Below are 14,125 nucleotides of genomic sequence, written 5' to 3'. Positions count from 1 at the left end.
GATACGCCGCCTCTTCACATCCGGGATTTCAGCACGTCGAACTCGCAGCCCGCCGAAGACGGGTCGAAGCCGTGTTCGATCAGCCAGCGGCTTGCCAGCAGGCTTCGCAAGGACCACCATCCGCGGATCACGTCACGGTCGACGTCGGCGCCGTAGCCGGCGATGACGTCGCTGAGGTGCTCCTCGTGTCCGAGCGTCAGGATGGCAAGGTCGAACAGGGCATCGCCCTGGGCCGCCTCTGACCAGTCAAGCACGCCGGTAATCTCGTCACCGTCGACGAACACATGGCTGATCTGCAGGTCGCCGTGCGTGAACACCGGCGTCCACGGCCGGAGCGCGGCCTCGGCAACCTCACGGTTGCGAGTGACCAGGTCAGCGGGAAGGACGCCGTTCGTCGTGAGCCAATCGCACTCGTCGTCGAGGCGCGATGTCAACGTGTCGACGTTGCGGCCGGGCCACGGCGGTAGCGGCGCGTCGTGCAACGCCCGTACGGCGGCACCCGCCGCCGCCCACGCGGCCGGCGACGCGGTCGACGGCTCGCCAAGACGGCCGAGCGCCGTGCCCGGGAGGGCGGCGAGCGCGAGCACGGGCGGCTTGCGCCACAGCACCTCCGGAGTCGGGATCGGCGCCATCGCCATCGCCTCGACCTCGACATCGGTACGTGTCTGGTCAGCGTCGATCTTCAGGAACACATTGCCGACACGCAGGGTCGTGCGCTCGGAATGGGCGACGACGACCTCGATCTCGTCCACGCCTGCCATTGTCCCGCCGATGATCACGGACGTCACCCGATTAACCGCGAGCACGCCGACCGCTCGCCGCGACGGTGCTGCCACCCTTGCTGGCGTCGCGGGCAGCCTGCTCCACCCGCTGGTGGTAGTCCACCACCATGACTCATCGGCGGCGGGCAGGGTGTCGTTGCGGCTCGGGCGGACGGCGGCTCACCCCTGGTCGAGCGTCACCGCCTGGCTGATGTAGTCGCACAGCGCGTCGCGGTCGATCCCGTCCACAGTCTTGATCTTTACGTGTCGGGTCTTCTTCCCGGTGCCTTCCAGCAGGCCATGCCGGTCGTCGAACTCGGCACCCCGGTCGAAGGCGAACGTGATGTGCGCCTTGCTCGGGCTGATCACCGCCATCGACTTGTTGCCCTTCCACGCCGGCGAGCCGTAGAGCACCACCTCCCGCGCCTGCGGTGCGTGCTCGGCCATCATGGCCCGTAACGTGGCGACGATGTCCCGGTGCTGCGGGAGCACCTTTGCCTCCACGACAGCGTCCACCTCAGGGTTACCCATGCGATGCCTCCTCCTTCGACGTGCTGTGTCGGGTGCGGGATGCCCGAGCGACCCGGCGGCTCGGGCTCACGGTGCGCGTCGGCCCACGGCCAGCAGCGCGCTGGTCGGCAACACCAGCGCACCGTCCGGTGCCAGCCGATCGACCACCAACCGGTCGTAGTGGACCTTCACCGCCGCCACCTCGGCCGGCGACAACCGGGACACCGTCCGACCCAACGCGCCGAAACCGTAAACCGGACCCTGCCACCAGCGCGCCGGATCGACCCGGAACTCCCAGTCCAGCACCCGGCAGTCCACCTCGGTCAACCCGCCGTCGCGCAGCAGTCCGGCGAACCCGGCGACCGTGCGTTCGAAGTTCTCGTCCGCGGCGACGGTAAGCAGGTCGTCCGGTTCGGTGAGGCCGGCCGCGTCCAGCACCTCGGACCACAGCCGTTGCATCGGAGACGGCGGGTGCGGCCAGACGGTCACCGCGATCCGCCCGCCGGGCCGGGCCACCCGGCCCAGTTCGGCCACGGCGGCGCGTGGTCGGCCGACATGGTTGAGCACGAAGTTGGCCACCACCGCGTCGAACGAACTATCCGGGTACGGCAGGTGGGGCAGGATGGCGTGCCGGACGTCGACCGTCGGCAGCCGCCGGGCGGCCAACTCCACCATGCTGGGTTCGGCGTCCACGGCACCGACCACGGCACCGCGCTCGACAGCCCGCGCCGCCACGGTGCCCGGACCGGTTCCCACATCCAGCACCGTCCGGCCGGCGCCGACCCCGACCGCGTCCAGCAGCTCATCCGCCGCGTACGCGCAGACGGCGGCATAGCTGTCGGCGTACGCGGCGGCTCGACCGTTCCACACCTGGCGCTCGTACGCGTCGGATGTGGTCGCCGGCCGGTCCGTGGTGGCGTCCATTCGCTGATCCTGCCACCCGGAGGACGTCTGCCGGTGCCCTCCTCATCATCCGCAGCTCTACGCGCGGCCCGCGGGGGCGTCGTCACCCGTGCGAGCAGATGATCGTCGCGTCGTCGGTGGCGACGCCGTCGCGAGCCTCGACCTCCCGGACCCGGCGGATGACCTCGCCGGGTCCGTCGGTGTCCAGCAGCCGCAGCAGGCCCGCCCAATCGGTGCGCCCGAAGGTGTCCACGAGCCGGCTCGCGCCGTTGCTCAGCAGCGCCACCCCGGTCCCGCCCGCCGCCGGGCAGTCGCCCGTGAGCGCCTCCGCCACCACCCGCGGATCGTCCTTGGCCACCCAGAACCCGCCCGGATTGTTCCGGTGACCCCGCAACTCCAGCAGCAGCCGCCGGTACTCGTCACTGTCCTCGGGAATGCCCTTCGCCCGGGCCTCGAAGGACCGGACGATGACCACCTCGCGCGCATCGTGGGCGACGAACGGCTCGCCCACCGCCCGGCCGACCAGCGCCACGGCGTCACCGAGAACCAGGTGCTCGACCCGCCCACCGGCGAACCGGAGCATCGCGACGGCCGCGAACGGGCTGCTCGGATGGGTGACGTCGCAGGTGTCCCGGTGCTCGTCGGTGACCCGCTCGATGCCCTCGGCCAGCACGCCCCGCAGGCTCGCCTCCCGGGACAGCGTACCCAGCAGGGTGCCACCGAGCCGGGACGCGTACCAGGCCACGCCGTGCCGGCAGAACCTCTCGGCGCCCGCGACACCACCCGCGCCGTCGACCAGCACCATGCCGGCCGGGACGGCACCAGCGAAGTCCTCATTGGAACGCCCGGGATGCCCCGCGTCGGTCGCCATACTCACGCGCATAACCGATCATCGCACGGGCCGGACCATGGTACGCGGGACGGGGAACTGACCGGGAGTGCCATCACCTGACCAGCCATCTGCGATCTTCTTCGAATCCCAAGGCCGCCGTCTGGTCCGAGCAGTCCGCATTGAGTCCGCAAGATGTCGACGGACGGTGGGGGAGTGCTAACCATGATCTTGCTGTCACGGGCGAGTCGGCCGAGAGCCGAGTAGACCTGACCGAACGGCAGCGGCGTGCTGCGGTTGAAGGGGAACTCCACTGTGGATTCGGGCCGGCACGTATGCTTGCGCGACACCCCACTGGCACAAGGATGTGACCGTGACAGACTCCCCGGTTAACGCCACCGGCGACCACGACGTCCGCAAGCTCGACACCGGCGTGCCGCAGACCGCCCGGATCTGGAACTACCTGCTCGGCGGAAAGGACAACTTCGCCGCCGACCGTGCGGTCGGAGACCAGATCATCACGACGCTGCCGCAGCTCGCCGAGAACGCGCGGCTGTCCCGGGCGTACCTGGTCCGGGCCGTGCGTTACCTGGCCGGTGAGGCCGGGATCCGGCAGTTCCTGGACGTCGGAACCGGTCTGCCAACCGCCGACAACACCCATGAGGTCGCGCAGTCGGTGGCGCCGGACGCCCGCATCGTGTACGTCGACAACGACCCGCTGGTGCTGGCACACGCCCGAGCCCTGCTCGTTGGCACCCCGGAGGGGGCTACCAACTACGTCGACGCCGACGTGCGTGACCCGGCCCGGATCATCGACGAGGCGTCCCGCCTGCTCGACCTGGACAAGCCGGTGGCCCTGATCCTGATGGGCATCCTCGGACACATCGAGTCCGACGAGGAGGCGAAGTCCATCATCGACGCTCTCCTGGATGGCCTGGCTCCGGGAAGTTACCTCGCGATGTACGACGGCAGTGACACGAGTGAGGCCGTCACCGAGGCGGTGCGGATCTGGAACGTCTCCGCGAACCCGAAATATCATCTCCGTAGCCCGGACCGGATCGGCGCCCTGTTCCGGGGATTGGACCTGGTCGAGCCCGGGGTGGTGTCGGTGACCCGGTGGCGTCCGGATGCCGGAGCGGTGACGGAGGAGATCGACCAGTACGGGGCCGTCGGCCGCAAGCCGTGACGCCGATCCCTTATGCGTATACCGAGGGCAGACACCCCCTGCACCGTGTCGTCATTCAGTGCTGGCCCGACCCCCCGCCGACCCGGTCCTGATCCACGGCCGGGAGGACCCGGCAGAGCGGACCGTCGGGGCATGATGCCCGCTCTGAGGTGCTCCGCGGCCGGCGTCGGCACCCGGCTCCGCTGATCCCCCTACCGGCGCCAGCGCAGCGGGCCCGGGTGGGCTGACCACCACAGTCGCCGCCACCAGGATCGGCGTTCGCGGAGGGCGGCGGTGTAGGCCAGCGCGTCATCCGCCGCCTGCCGGGCCTGGTCGGCGTCGGTGTGGTCGGGTGCGAAGGCGCTGCGGTTGACGAGGCCGGCCAGCCGGTCGACGCTCGGCGCGGCCGGGCGCATCGTCGCGTCGGGTTCTGTGGCACCGGGCCTGGCCGTGGTGGATTCGGTAGCCGGTGCGTCGACGTCGGTCGCGCCACCGCGCCGTCTCCACCGCCGTTGCGGCGGTGGTTCGGTGGCGACGGCGTGGGCGTGCGCCGCCACCTCGGTGGCCGCCAGGTCGGGTCCCGGTGGTCGGCCGGCCAGCCGCAACGCGTCGGTGACCTCCCACCAGGCGCCGGCTATCCGGTCGGCGGGACTGCCGTCGGCGAGCCGGCGTCGGGTCTGCGCCCGTCGCAACATGATCAACACGAGGAGGATGCCGGCGGCGAGGAGCAGCATCCCGCCCGCGCCGCCACCGGCCAGCACCGGCGTCGGCACACCGCGGTCGGGGGCGGCGACTGGCGGGCCGGCGCCGGTGTCCGATGGGGTCGGTTCGGCGCTCGGTGGTTCCTGGTCCGGCGTCGGTGGCGGGTCCTCCGGCTTGGGTTTGAAGTCCTCCTCGACCGGGCGTGGCTGCGTGTTGGGTCGGGGCAGTGGGTCGAAGGCGACCCAGCCCAGGTCCTCGAACAGCACCTCCGGCCAGGCGTACGCGTCACCGGCGCGGACCGGTCCGTTGCCGGTGGGGGAGGAGAATCCGACCACCACCCGCGTGGGCAGGCCCATCAGCCGGCCGAGGACCGCGTACGCGGCGGCGAACTGTTCCGAGGTGCCCTTCTGCCCGCCGCCGTTGCGTGGCCCGAAGAGGAAGAACCGCAGGTTGGGGTAGGCGTGTCCGCTCGGTGCGTCGGCGACCAGCCGGTAGTGCACGGCGAGGAACTCCTCCAGCGCGGCGGCCCGGGAGTAGGGGGCGCCGTTGTCGCTGGCGAGTTGTTCGGCAAGCGCGCGGAGCTGATCCGGGGTGCCTTCGGGTACCGCGAGCACCCGCGCCACGGCGTCTCCTGCCGGCACGTTCGCGGCGGGTAGCAGTCCGAAGTCGGGGTGTTCGCGGACCGATTCGACGTCGTAGCGCACTCCGGGTGTCAGGCCCTCCGGACGGATCAGGGTGCCGCTCCCGGGGTCGTAGGCGACCCGGGCGCCGGTGACCTGTCGGGGCGTGCTGACCGCTGGCAGTAGTTGGCCGCTCAGCCCGTCGATGACGATCTGCTGCTGGACGGTGTCCACCGTGGCCGTCGGGCTGGCCGGTGGTGTCGGCAGGATCCGGCCGGCGTTGCGGTAGGTGGCGCCGACTTTCCAGGTGACGCCGTCGTAGTCATTGAGCACGGCGAGCCGCAGCCGCAACCGGCCCTCGGCATCGGGGTCCGTGGGCTGTTCGGGGTCGGCATCGTCGCCCGGGTCGGTGCCGTCGCCGACCGGGGGGTCGGCGTCATCGTCACCCGCCGCGTCGGGGGGCGCGCCGGTGCGGGTGCTGGTCAGGTCGAACAGCTTCTGGTCGGGTTGCAACGCCCATCCGGAGATCCGGATCAGCGGGCTCTCGTCCAGGCTGTCCACCACGGGCGGCTCGACATACTTGCGGGGGTCGACCGGCGCGCCGTCCCGGCCGCCGAGCACCGGTGCGGTCACCGCGGCCAGCGCCACCACCACGGCCAGCCCGGCCGCCGCGCCCGCGGTGCGGCGCAGCCGCAGGGCGGCGCGGTCGCCCGGCGGCAGGTCGGCGACGGCGGCGTCCTCGGCCGCTGGCCGGGCGGGTACGGCGAGTCCGATGGCGGCGGCGGCCACGAACACCACGGTGGGCCAGATGGCGCGGTCGGCGTTGGGGCCGACCACGTAGAGCACCCCGGCGTAGAAGGCGGCGGCGGGTAGGTAGCTGAGCAGCACCCGGCCGGTCCGCATCGCCACCTCGGTGCCGGCGAGGCCGGTCAGCCACGCCGCGACCAGCGGCACCACCACCGTGTCGGGGGTGGGTTCGACCGGGATCATCGCGGTCAGCAGGCGGGGGATGCCGTTGCGGACGGCGTCGACGGTGATGTCGAGCAGGGCACCGGGCCGGTCGGTGTGCCGGGCGGACAGCCACATGGCCAGCGCGGTGTAGCCGACTAGTCCCGCCACCGACAGGGGCGCGACCAGCCAGGACGGTAACCGGCGGGCGGCGACGCCGACCAGCACCGACCCGGCGGCGGCACCGATCACCAGCCGGGTGAGCAGATCGTCGGCGTACACGCCGCCGAGCACCAGTCCGGCGACGCTGATGAGGACCACCAGGACGGCCGGCACGACGAGCGAACGCAGCCAGCTCACCATCGGCGTACTCCGTCCCATTCGGCGGCGAATTCGGTGCCGTCGGCGGCGTCGATGACGACGAGTCCGGGCAGGGTGGTCGGGACGTCGCCGTCGGCGCCGAAGATGCCGACCACCACCGATGGGTACGCCCCGCGCAGGGCGGTGACCCGGCCGAGGTCGGCACCGGCGCCGGGTCCGGTGAGGAAGACCAGGGTGTCGCCGAGGCGTTCCTGCCGGAGCCGGTTGGTGGTGGCGGCCAGCACACGGGACGGGTCGCCGGTGCGGCTGGTAGCCGGCCCGGCGGAGGTTCGGTGTCCGGGGGCCGGGTGCAGCGTGGCGGCGGCCAACCGGTCCAGGAACGGTCCGCTGTCGGTGCCGTCCGGTTCGGCGGTGCTGCTGACCAGGAACAGCGTCACCGGCAGCGATTCGCGGTGGGCGGCGGTGACCACCGACGCGGCGGCCTCGCAGGCCGATTCGAACGTTTCGGCGACCCCGTCGACGATCGTGGGGTGGGCGGCGGCCCGGTCGTCGAGCAGGACCACGATGCGCGGCAGGCTGGTGTCGACGTGTTCGCGGACCATCAGCTCACCGACGCGTGCGCTGGTGCGCCAGTGCACCCGGCGCAGTTCGTCACCGACGACGTACTCGCGCAGGGCGTCGAAGGTGATGGAGCCGTGCGGCACGGCGTCGACCCGGCCGTCCATGCTGCGGCTGACGCCGGCGGGCACGGCGCCGAGCGGGTGGATCCGCGGATGCACCCACACGTCGGCGATGCCGCCGCAGGAGCGGGCCAGGGTGACCAGTCCCAGGGCGTCGCGGGAGGTGATCCGTAGCGGCCCGATCGCGATGACGCCGCGGCGGGTGGTGGGCACCGGGTAGCCGACCGTGGTGTCGTGGCCGGGACGCAGCCGCAGCAGCGGCACCGGCACCGGGCGGGTCCCGCAGCGGTCGTGGGCGATCAGGGTGGCGGCGCGCAGCCGGCCACGGTTGCGGATGGTAAGTGTCATGGTGGCCGGGTCACCCCGACCCACCCGGTCCGGTTCGGCGCGGCGGGTGACGTCCAGTCGTGGTCGCCACAGCGCCTGGGCCAGGCCGCAGCCGACGGCGATGGCGGCGGCGGCACCGAGCACGGTCAGTTCGGCGTAGTCGAAGGTGATGCCGATCAGGAGCAGGACGGCGCCGCTGACCAGCAGCCCCACGCCGCGTGCGGTGAGCCTCATGGTGGCGGGTCAGGTGCCGTTGGCGGCGAGCTGCCCGGACGGCAGTGGCACCGGCACCGAGGCCACGGTCTCGGCGAGCACCTGGGCGGCGGTGAGCCCGCGCATCTGGGCGTCGGGGGTGAGCAGGAGCCGGTGCGCGAAGACCGGCTCGGTGAGCCGCTTGAGGTCCTCCGGCATGATCCAGCCTCGGCCGTCGATGAGGGCGTAGGCGCAGGCGGCCCGGGTCAGCGCGATGACGCCGCGCGGGCTCACTCCGACCCGCACCTGCGGGTGGGTCCGGGTGGCCGAGGCCAGCCGCACCGCGTACGCGTACAGCGGCTCAGCGATGTGTACCCGGCGGGCCATCCGGACCATCTCGGCGACGGTCGTCGTGTCGGTGACCGGCTCCAACGCGTCGGGGGAGCGCAGCGTCGCCCCGCGCAGCACCTCCACCTCCACCGCCTCGTCCGGGTAGCCGACCGACAGCTTCACCAGGAACCGGTCGAGCTGCGCCTCCGGCAGCCGGTAGGTGCCGTCCATCTCCACCGGGTTCTGGGTGGCCACCACGAGGAACGGCTGCGGCACCGGATGCCGGACGCCGTCCACCGTGACGGTGCGCTCCTCCATCACCTCCAGCAACGCCGACTGGGTCTTCGGCGACGCCCGGTTGATCTCGTCAGCGATGACGATGTTGGCGAACACCGGTCCCGGATGGAACTCGAACCCGCGGCTCGCCTGATTGAAGATGGTCACCCCGGAGACATCGGCCGGCAGCAGGTCGGGGGTGAACTGGATCCGCCGCCACTGCCCCTTCACCGTCGCGGCGACCGCCCGGGCCAGCGTCGTCTTGCCCACCCCCGGCACGTCCTCCAGCAGCACGTGACCCTGGGCGAACAGCGCCGTCAGGGCCAGCCGCACCACCTCCGGCTTACCCAGCACCACCGAACCGATGGCATCGCTCAACCGGGCGGCCACCGCGGCGAACCCCTGCACCTCGTGCGGGGCGAGGTGCTCGGTGCCGGTCACGGATGGCGCTCCCTGCCTCGATGCGTGCCCGGCTTGCCCGTTCGGGTAGGCCGCCGGCTCGGCCTGCCCGTTCGGGTAGGCCGTCGGTCCGGCTGGTCCGTTCGGGTAGGCCGTCGGGCCGGTCTGCCCGTTCGGGTATGACGCCCGTGGTGGTTCCGGCCCCAATTGCCCGTTCGGGTACGGCGTCGGGCTGGGCGCGGCCGACGCCGCCGCCCGGGTGGCCGGCGCCGACCCGTAGGTGGCCGGCGCCGCGCCGAAGTCCGCAGGCGTCGGTTCCGGTGCGCGCGGCGTGGCCCCGTAGACGGGCTGCTCCGGCGTACCGTACGTGACCTGCCCCGATGTCTGTGCTGCCCCGTACACGGCGATCTCCGACGTCGGCGCCTCGTACCGGGCCGGATCCGGCGCGGCCGGCGCCGGGCCGTAGCCCGCCACGTCCGATGGGGACGGGTAGGTCGCCGGTGCCGGCGACGCCGGTCGGCTGGCCGCCTGGTGCCGACTCAACAGTTCGGCAGGACGTTGAGGTTGTCCCCGCCGTCCAGGTTGAGCCAGGCCCATGGGATGTACGCCGTGCCACTGCCCCACTTGATCCGGATCCACCACGTGCTGCGCTTCTCGTTGTTGTAGATGTAGGCGTAGACCTCTTCGCCAGACTTCTTGCACCGCGCCTCGTGCCGCGTGCCCGGCTTGGCCCAGCCGACCTGCTCGTCGTTGTCCTGCCGCGTGTTGCGGAAGACCTCGTTGCCGTTGCGCGCGTTGGGCCGGTCCTTGTCGCAGTAGGTGGCCTCCGCCCCGGACGACCCATTGTTGCAGGTCGCCGTCCCGAGCAACACCGAGGTGGTGGCGTCACGCTTGGCCGTGCCGGTGCCCGCCGCGTTCCGCGCCGACACCGTGAACGTGTACGCCGTGCCCGGGATCAGCCCGGTCACCCGGATGCTGGAACAGGCACCACTGACCGCAGCTTTCCCGGTCGCCGTGACCGAACAGGTGGCCTGACCGCCGCCGGCGTCCACCGTGAAGGCGACCGTCATGGTGGTGGCCGCCGGGGTCGCACCGGTGACGGTGACCCGCGGTGGCGCGACCGTCCGGGCGGTGTCGGTGGCCGCCGGTCCGGCACCGGCCTCGTTTACCGCCTGCACCCGCACCGTGATGTTCTGTCCGTTGCCCAGTCCGGTGAGCTTCGTGGACGTGTCCGGCACCTCGACCTTACGACCGCCGGCCTCCACGACGTACTTGCTGATCGGGCGGCCGTTGTCCGCGGGCGGAGCCCACACCACCGAGATCGCCCCCGCCTCGCCGGCCACCGTGGTCGCCGTCAACCGCAGCGGTGCACCGGGCACCGCGAACGGCACCACGGTGTTGCTCAGCGGCGACGCCGCCGACCCCGCACCCTTCTCGTTGACCGCCACCACGGTGAACGCGTACTGCGTGCCGTACTCCAGCTCGCCGGGGCGCACCACCAGCTCGGTGCCGGTCGACTCGCCGGCCGGAGCGTTTCCGTTCGCCGACACCCCCGTCACCGCGTACTTCTTGATGTCGTAGCCCTGGCCGTTGGCCGCCGCCCACGTCACCAGCACGGTGCCGTCCGGCCGTGCCTGCGCGGTCACCTCGCCCGGCGGATCCGGTACCTCCGAGGTCGGCACGACCGGATTGCTCACCTTCTCCGGGCCGGCGCCCTTGCCGTTCACCGCGTGCACCGCGAACCGGTACGTCTCGCCGTTTGTCAATCCGGTGACGTCCAGCGATCGTTGGTTCGCCCCCACCTCGACGGTCTTACCGGCGCCGGTCACCACGTACTTGATGATGGCCGACCCGTTGGACGCCGCCGGTCGCCACGTCACCCGGGCCTGCGCGTTCCCCGCCGACGCGGTCACGCTGCGCGGCGCGCTCGGCTTGCTCACCGTCGGCTTCTTCGGTGGCGGGGGAGGTGCCTCGGCCGGCGGCGGGTCGCCACCGAGCACGTCGTTGGCGTACTTGTCGACGACCCGGACCTGCCGCTTGTCGTTGACCACCCGGGCGGTCGAGGACTCCGGCGAGTTGATGAACAGGTGGTTCTCCCGTACCTCCAGCTCCACCGGGCCCTGGCTGTCCCGGGTCTCGATCCGGTCGACCACCGTGCCGTCGCTGGCCAAGGCGTAGATCATCCGGTTGTCCACGTCGGCGACATAGAACGCCCCGGCCCAGGCGACCGCCGGCTCCAGCTTCCCGCCCGATCCCGGCACCGTGAACTCCCGCACCACACCGGCGGCGTCCACCGCGACCACCTGTCGGCTCTCGCTCACCGTCACCAGCACCGTGTCGCCGGTGGTGCGGTCCGGCAGCTCGCCGGCTCCCTTCAACGGCAGCTGCACCGTGCGCTGCTGATCCCCGGACAGGGTGGTCAGCGAGCCGCTGGTGCGGTCCAGCACCGCGACCCCGTCATCCAGGGCGGACACGGCGAGCTCGTGGTTCGGCGACGCGACCGAGACGGTGCGAACCTGCCGAGGGCTGAGACCACCGCCCTGCCCGGCATCGGCCGCGGCCGGTTCCGACGGCAACGCCGCCGGGGTGACCGCGGTGACCGTGCCCTCGCTCGGCACGCCGATCCACAACCGGCCGGCCCCATCGAACGTGCCACCGGTGATCCCGGGCGGGAACCGGACCGGCTCGCCGACCGGCTGCAACGAGCGCGGGTCGAGCTGCCGGACGACACCCTGCACGGCGTCGACCACGAATGCGCCGGCCTTGTCCAGCGCCACCGTGACGCCCAGCCCACCGGTCGTCGGCTGGGACGCCACGACCTGCAGCGTCGCGAGGTCGAGGGTGCTGATCAGGCCGCTGTTCAGGTCGCGTACCACAAGCAGCCGGTCGGTCTGCACGACCTGCATGGAGTGACCCTTGGCCTGCGCGACACGCACCCGGGTGTCCACCTTGGCGGTGACGCCGTTGACCCGGGCCAGTTCGCTGCGGGCCGTGCTCCACAACCAGGAGCTGGCGTCGAAACTGGCGACGGCGTTGTTGGCCGAGCCGAGGCCCAGCACGGTGAGACCCATCGCGGCGACCAGCGCCACCACCGTGCCGATGGTGACCAGCCCCCCGGGAATCCGCCGCCGCCGAGCCGGCGTTCCCGCCGGCGGTCCGCCGGCCCCGTCGTCGAAGTTGCCCGTGGTGCCGATGCCTGTGGTGACCACAGCCGGCCGTCCTCCCCGTCACGTCCCTGAACGCGTCGGCGGGGGCCACATCGGCCTCCTCACCCGGCGCACGACGGCTGCCATCCTATGGCCTGGTCAACCGGCGGGGGAACCCGCACCGTGGCGGCTGTGGACACAGGTCGTGGTGCCTGTGGACAACCGGTCCCGCCAACGGGATTGTCGCAGGTCAATGCCATAACCATAGGTGGCGGTGACTGCCCGCGGTCGGATCAACCCGGAGTGCGGGTACCGCGACTGGTGCAGATCTGGTTCGACGGCGAGAACGTGTTCTGGCCGTACACCGCGACCACGCTGAAGCAGTAGTCCAGCTGCGGGCTCAACCCGGTAAGCGTGTAGCGGGTGTTACCGGCGTCGGCCTTTCCCCACGCCCGCAGGTCCTCACCCGCCTGGCCCGCCGCCACCACGAACGACACCGTTCCGTTGCTCGGATCGGCCCAGCTGATCGTGACCGCGTCACGCTCGTCACGTAGCCGAAGGTCCGTCGGGGGTGGACCGGCCGTCGCGGACGCCGACGGCGAGGCGCCCGTCCCCGAACCCGGCTCACGATCCCGGTCCAGCAGCAGGAACGCGCCCACGGCCACCCCGATCAGCACCAGCACGACCAGTATCACGACCACCAGCACCACCATCCCGGTCCGTCCCGAACCGGTCGGTCGCGCGGCCGCCGGCTGACCCAGCTGCGGGGGCGCCGGCGGGTACGTCGGCTGCGGCGCGACCACCGGAGGTGCCGGTGTGCCGGAGGTCGGGTGACCCGGCCCGTACGGGACACCGGTGGTCGGCCGGTGGGCGTGCGGCTGCTGCGGGCCCGGGACGACCGGGTGCGGCAGGCTCGGCGGGTACGGACCGGGCGGATGCGCGGTGGCCGGCCCCGGACCCGGCTGAGGCACCGCGGGTGGGGTGGACATCGGTCGCGTCGGCGGCGGCGGGATCACCGGCTGGTTCTGCACCGGCCCCGGCGGCGGTGGCGGGATCACCGGTTGGCTCGGTACCGGACCGGGGGGCGGCGGCGGGATCACCCGCTGGGCGGGTGCCGGCACCGAGGGTGGTGGCGGGATCACCGGGGGAGCCGGCTGGGCGGACACCGGATTCGGGGCCGGCTGCCGCGTCATCGGCATCGTCGGCGAGTCGGTCGACACCGGCATCGTCGGCGGATCCGCGGGCGCCGTCGACACCGGCATAGTCGGTGGTTCCGCGGACGCGGTCGATACCGGCATCGGCGGCCGTTCCGGGGGCGGCGCGGTCGGCGTACCCGATGAAGACCCGGACGCCGCGGCGGCGGCCGTGGTGCCGGACGCTGCCTGCGGGGCGGCGTCGCCCAGATACTCCCGGGCCGCGCGCACCGTCCAGTGGTCGGCGCCGAGCACGGCGGGGCCGTGGGCGGCGACGCGGGTGAAGTTGCGGCGGGCCTCGTGCCGGTTGCCAAGCTCCTCGGCGATCGTGCCGAGGTCGTAGGAGATCGTCAGGATCGCCGGGTGGGCGTCCCCCCACCGGCGCAGGCCATCGGTGAGGGCCTCCTCGAGGACTCTCCGGGCTCCGGCCGGATCATCCGCCTCGGCGTGCAGCTGAGCCAGCAGGTGTGCGGTCAGCAGCAGATCCGGATGATCCGGGCCGTAGGTCGGGCGGGCCGCTTCGATCGCCTGCACCAACAGGCTCCGGGCGGCCTGAGCGTTGCCGGCGTCGCGCAGCGCGCGAGCGTCCCGCTGGACACTGGGAAGATGCGGCGGCTGAGGCACGCCCGTCATGCTGCCTGCCGACGCGGAGACCCGCCAGCCCGGGGTTCGGCGACCCCGCGTGAGCTGGCGTGTCCAGTCGGCTCAGCTGGGCGGGCGGGTCGGCTAGGCCGTGTGTCATAAGTGCCGCACGAGTCGTCGGAGCCAGATGTCGATCATGCTGATGGTGGCGGTGGCCTCGTACCGAACCGCGAGTTTGTCG

At 72.3% G+C, this 14,125-nt stretch carries 10 protein-coding genes; 1 reads left to right on the top strand and 9 read right to left on the bottom strand.

The window, feature by feature from the left end:
• Positions 1-14: 14 nt before the first annotated feature.
• The 4 genes from ACFQUZ_RS30830 to ACFQUZ_RS30815 all read right to left on the bottom strand — a co-directional run bounded on the left by ACFQUZ_RS30830 (position 15) and on the right by ACFQUZ_RS30815 (position 3,045).
• Entirely contained in the window at positions 15-761 is a 747-nt protein-coding gene (locus ACFQUZ_RS30830) for a phosphotransferase family protein (RefSeq protein WP_377448587.1), read from the bottom strand.
• Between the two features lie 180 nt (positions 762-941).
• Positions 942-1,292 (bottom strand): DUF1801 domain-containing protein, encoded by a 351-nt coding sequence (locus tag ACFQUZ_RS30825; protein ID WP_377448539.1) that lies wholly within the window; start codon positions 1,290-1,292, stop codon positions 942-944.
• A gap of 66 nt (positions 1,293-1,358) precedes the next feature.
• Positions 1,359-2,195 carry a class I SAM-dependent methyltransferase gene (locus ACFQUZ_RS30820; protein ID WP_377448537.1) on the bottom strand — a complete coding sequence of 279 codons (837 nt, stop codon included), beginning with the start codon at positions 2,193-2,195 and terminating at the stop codon, positions 1,359-1,361.
• Positions 2,196-2,277: 82 nt separating this feature from the next.
• Entirely contained in the window at positions 2,278-3,045 is a 768-nt protein-coding gene (locus ACFQUZ_RS30815) for a hypothetical protein (protein ID WP_377448585.1), read from the bottom strand.
• Between the two features lie 331 nt (positions 3,046-3,376).
• Between ACFQUZ_RS30815 and ACFQUZ_RS30810 the strand changes: the two genes are divergently transcribed.
• Positions 3,377-4,189 (top strand): SAM-dependent methyltransferase, encoded by an 813-nt coding sequence (locus tag ACFQUZ_RS30810; protein WP_377448536.1) that lies wholly within the window; start codon positions 3,377-3,379, stop codon positions 4,187-4,189.
• 191 nt (positions 4,190-4,380) lie between these two features.
• Here the strand turns inward: ACFQUZ_RS30810 and ACFQUZ_RS30805 are convergent, their stop codons facing one another.
• The 5 genes from ACFQUZ_RS30805 to ACFQUZ_RS30785 form a co-directional block, all read right to left on the bottom strand.
• Complete coding sequence (locus tag ACFQUZ_RS30805) at positions 4,381-6,801, bottom strand: transglutaminaseTgpA domain-containing protein (RefSeq protein WP_377448534.1); 2,421 nt, start codon at positions 6,799-6,801, stop codon at positions 4,381-4,383.
• Positions 6,795-8,000 carry a DUF58 domain-containing protein gene (locus ACFQUZ_RS30800; protein WP_377448532.1) on the bottom strand — a complete coding sequence of 402 codons (1,206 nt, stop codon included), beginning with the start codon at positions 7,998-8,000 and terminating at the stop codon, positions 6,795-6,797. The genes ACFQUZ_RS30805 and ACFQUZ_RS30800 overlap by 7 nt, the downstream gene beginning before the upstream one ends.
• Positions 8,001-8,009: 9 nt before the next feature.
• Complete coding sequence (locus ACFQUZ_RS30795) at positions 8,010-9,005, bottom strand: AAA family ATPase (RefSeq protein ID WP_377448583.1); 996 nt, start codon at positions 9,003-9,005, stop codon at positions 8,010-8,012.
• A gap of 497 nt (positions 9,006-9,502) precedes the next feature.
• Complete coding sequence (locus ACFQUZ_RS30790; RefSeq protein ID WP_377448581.1) at positions 9,503-12,085, bottom strand: fibronectin type III domain-containing protein; 2,583 nt, start codon at positions 12,083-12,085, stop codon at positions 9,503-9,505.
• Between the two features lie 317 nt (positions 12,086-12,402).
• Positions 12,403-13,926 carry a tetratricopeptide repeat protein gene (locus tag ACFQUZ_RS30785; RefSeq protein WP_377448530.1) on the bottom strand — a complete coding sequence of 508 codons (1,524 nt, stop codon included), beginning with the start codon at positions 13,924-13,926 and terminating at the stop codon, positions 12,403-12,405.
• Between the last annotated feature and the right edge of the window lie 199 nt (positions 13,927-14,125).

Origin of the sequence: Plantactinospora sp. GCM10030261, from assembly GCF_042666615.1 — a bacterium.
GTDB lineage: Bacteria > Actinomycetota > Actinomycetes > Mycobacteriales > Micromonosporaceae > KBS50.
The sequence above is the reverse complement of the archived record's forward strand: the minus strand, read 5'-3'. Positions and strand labels throughout refer to the sequence as shown.

What these genes read in the sequence shown, in the direction of transcription:
- ACFQUZ_RS30805 (WP_377448534.1), bottom strand. Translation starts at nt 6,801, where the DNA reads ATGGTGAGCTGGCTGCGTTCGCTCGTCGTGCCGGCCGTCCTGGTGGTC.
- ACFQUZ_RS30825 (WP_377448539.1), bottom strand. Translation starts at nt 1,292, where the DNA reads ATGGGTAACCCTGAGGTGGACGCTGTCGTGGAGGCAAAGGTGCTCCCG.
- ACFQUZ_RS30800 (WP_377448532.1), bottom strand. Translation starts at nt 8,000, where the DNA reads ATGAGGCTCACCGCACGCGGCGTGGGGCTGCTGGTCAGCGGCGCCGTC.
- ACFQUZ_RS30820 (WP_377448537.1), bottom strand. Translation starts at nt 2,195, where the DNA reads ATGGACGCCACCACGGACCGGCCGGCGACCACATCCGACGCGTACGAG.
- ACFQUZ_RS30830 (WP_377448587.1), bottom strand. Translation starts at nt 761, where the DNA reads ATGGCAGGCGTGGACGAGATCGAGGTCGTCGTCGCCCATTCCGAGCGC.
- ACFQUZ_RS30815 (WP_377448585.1), bottom strand. Translation starts at nt 3,045, where the DNA reads ATGGCGACCGACGCGGGGCATCCCGGGCGTTCCAATGAGGACTTCGCT.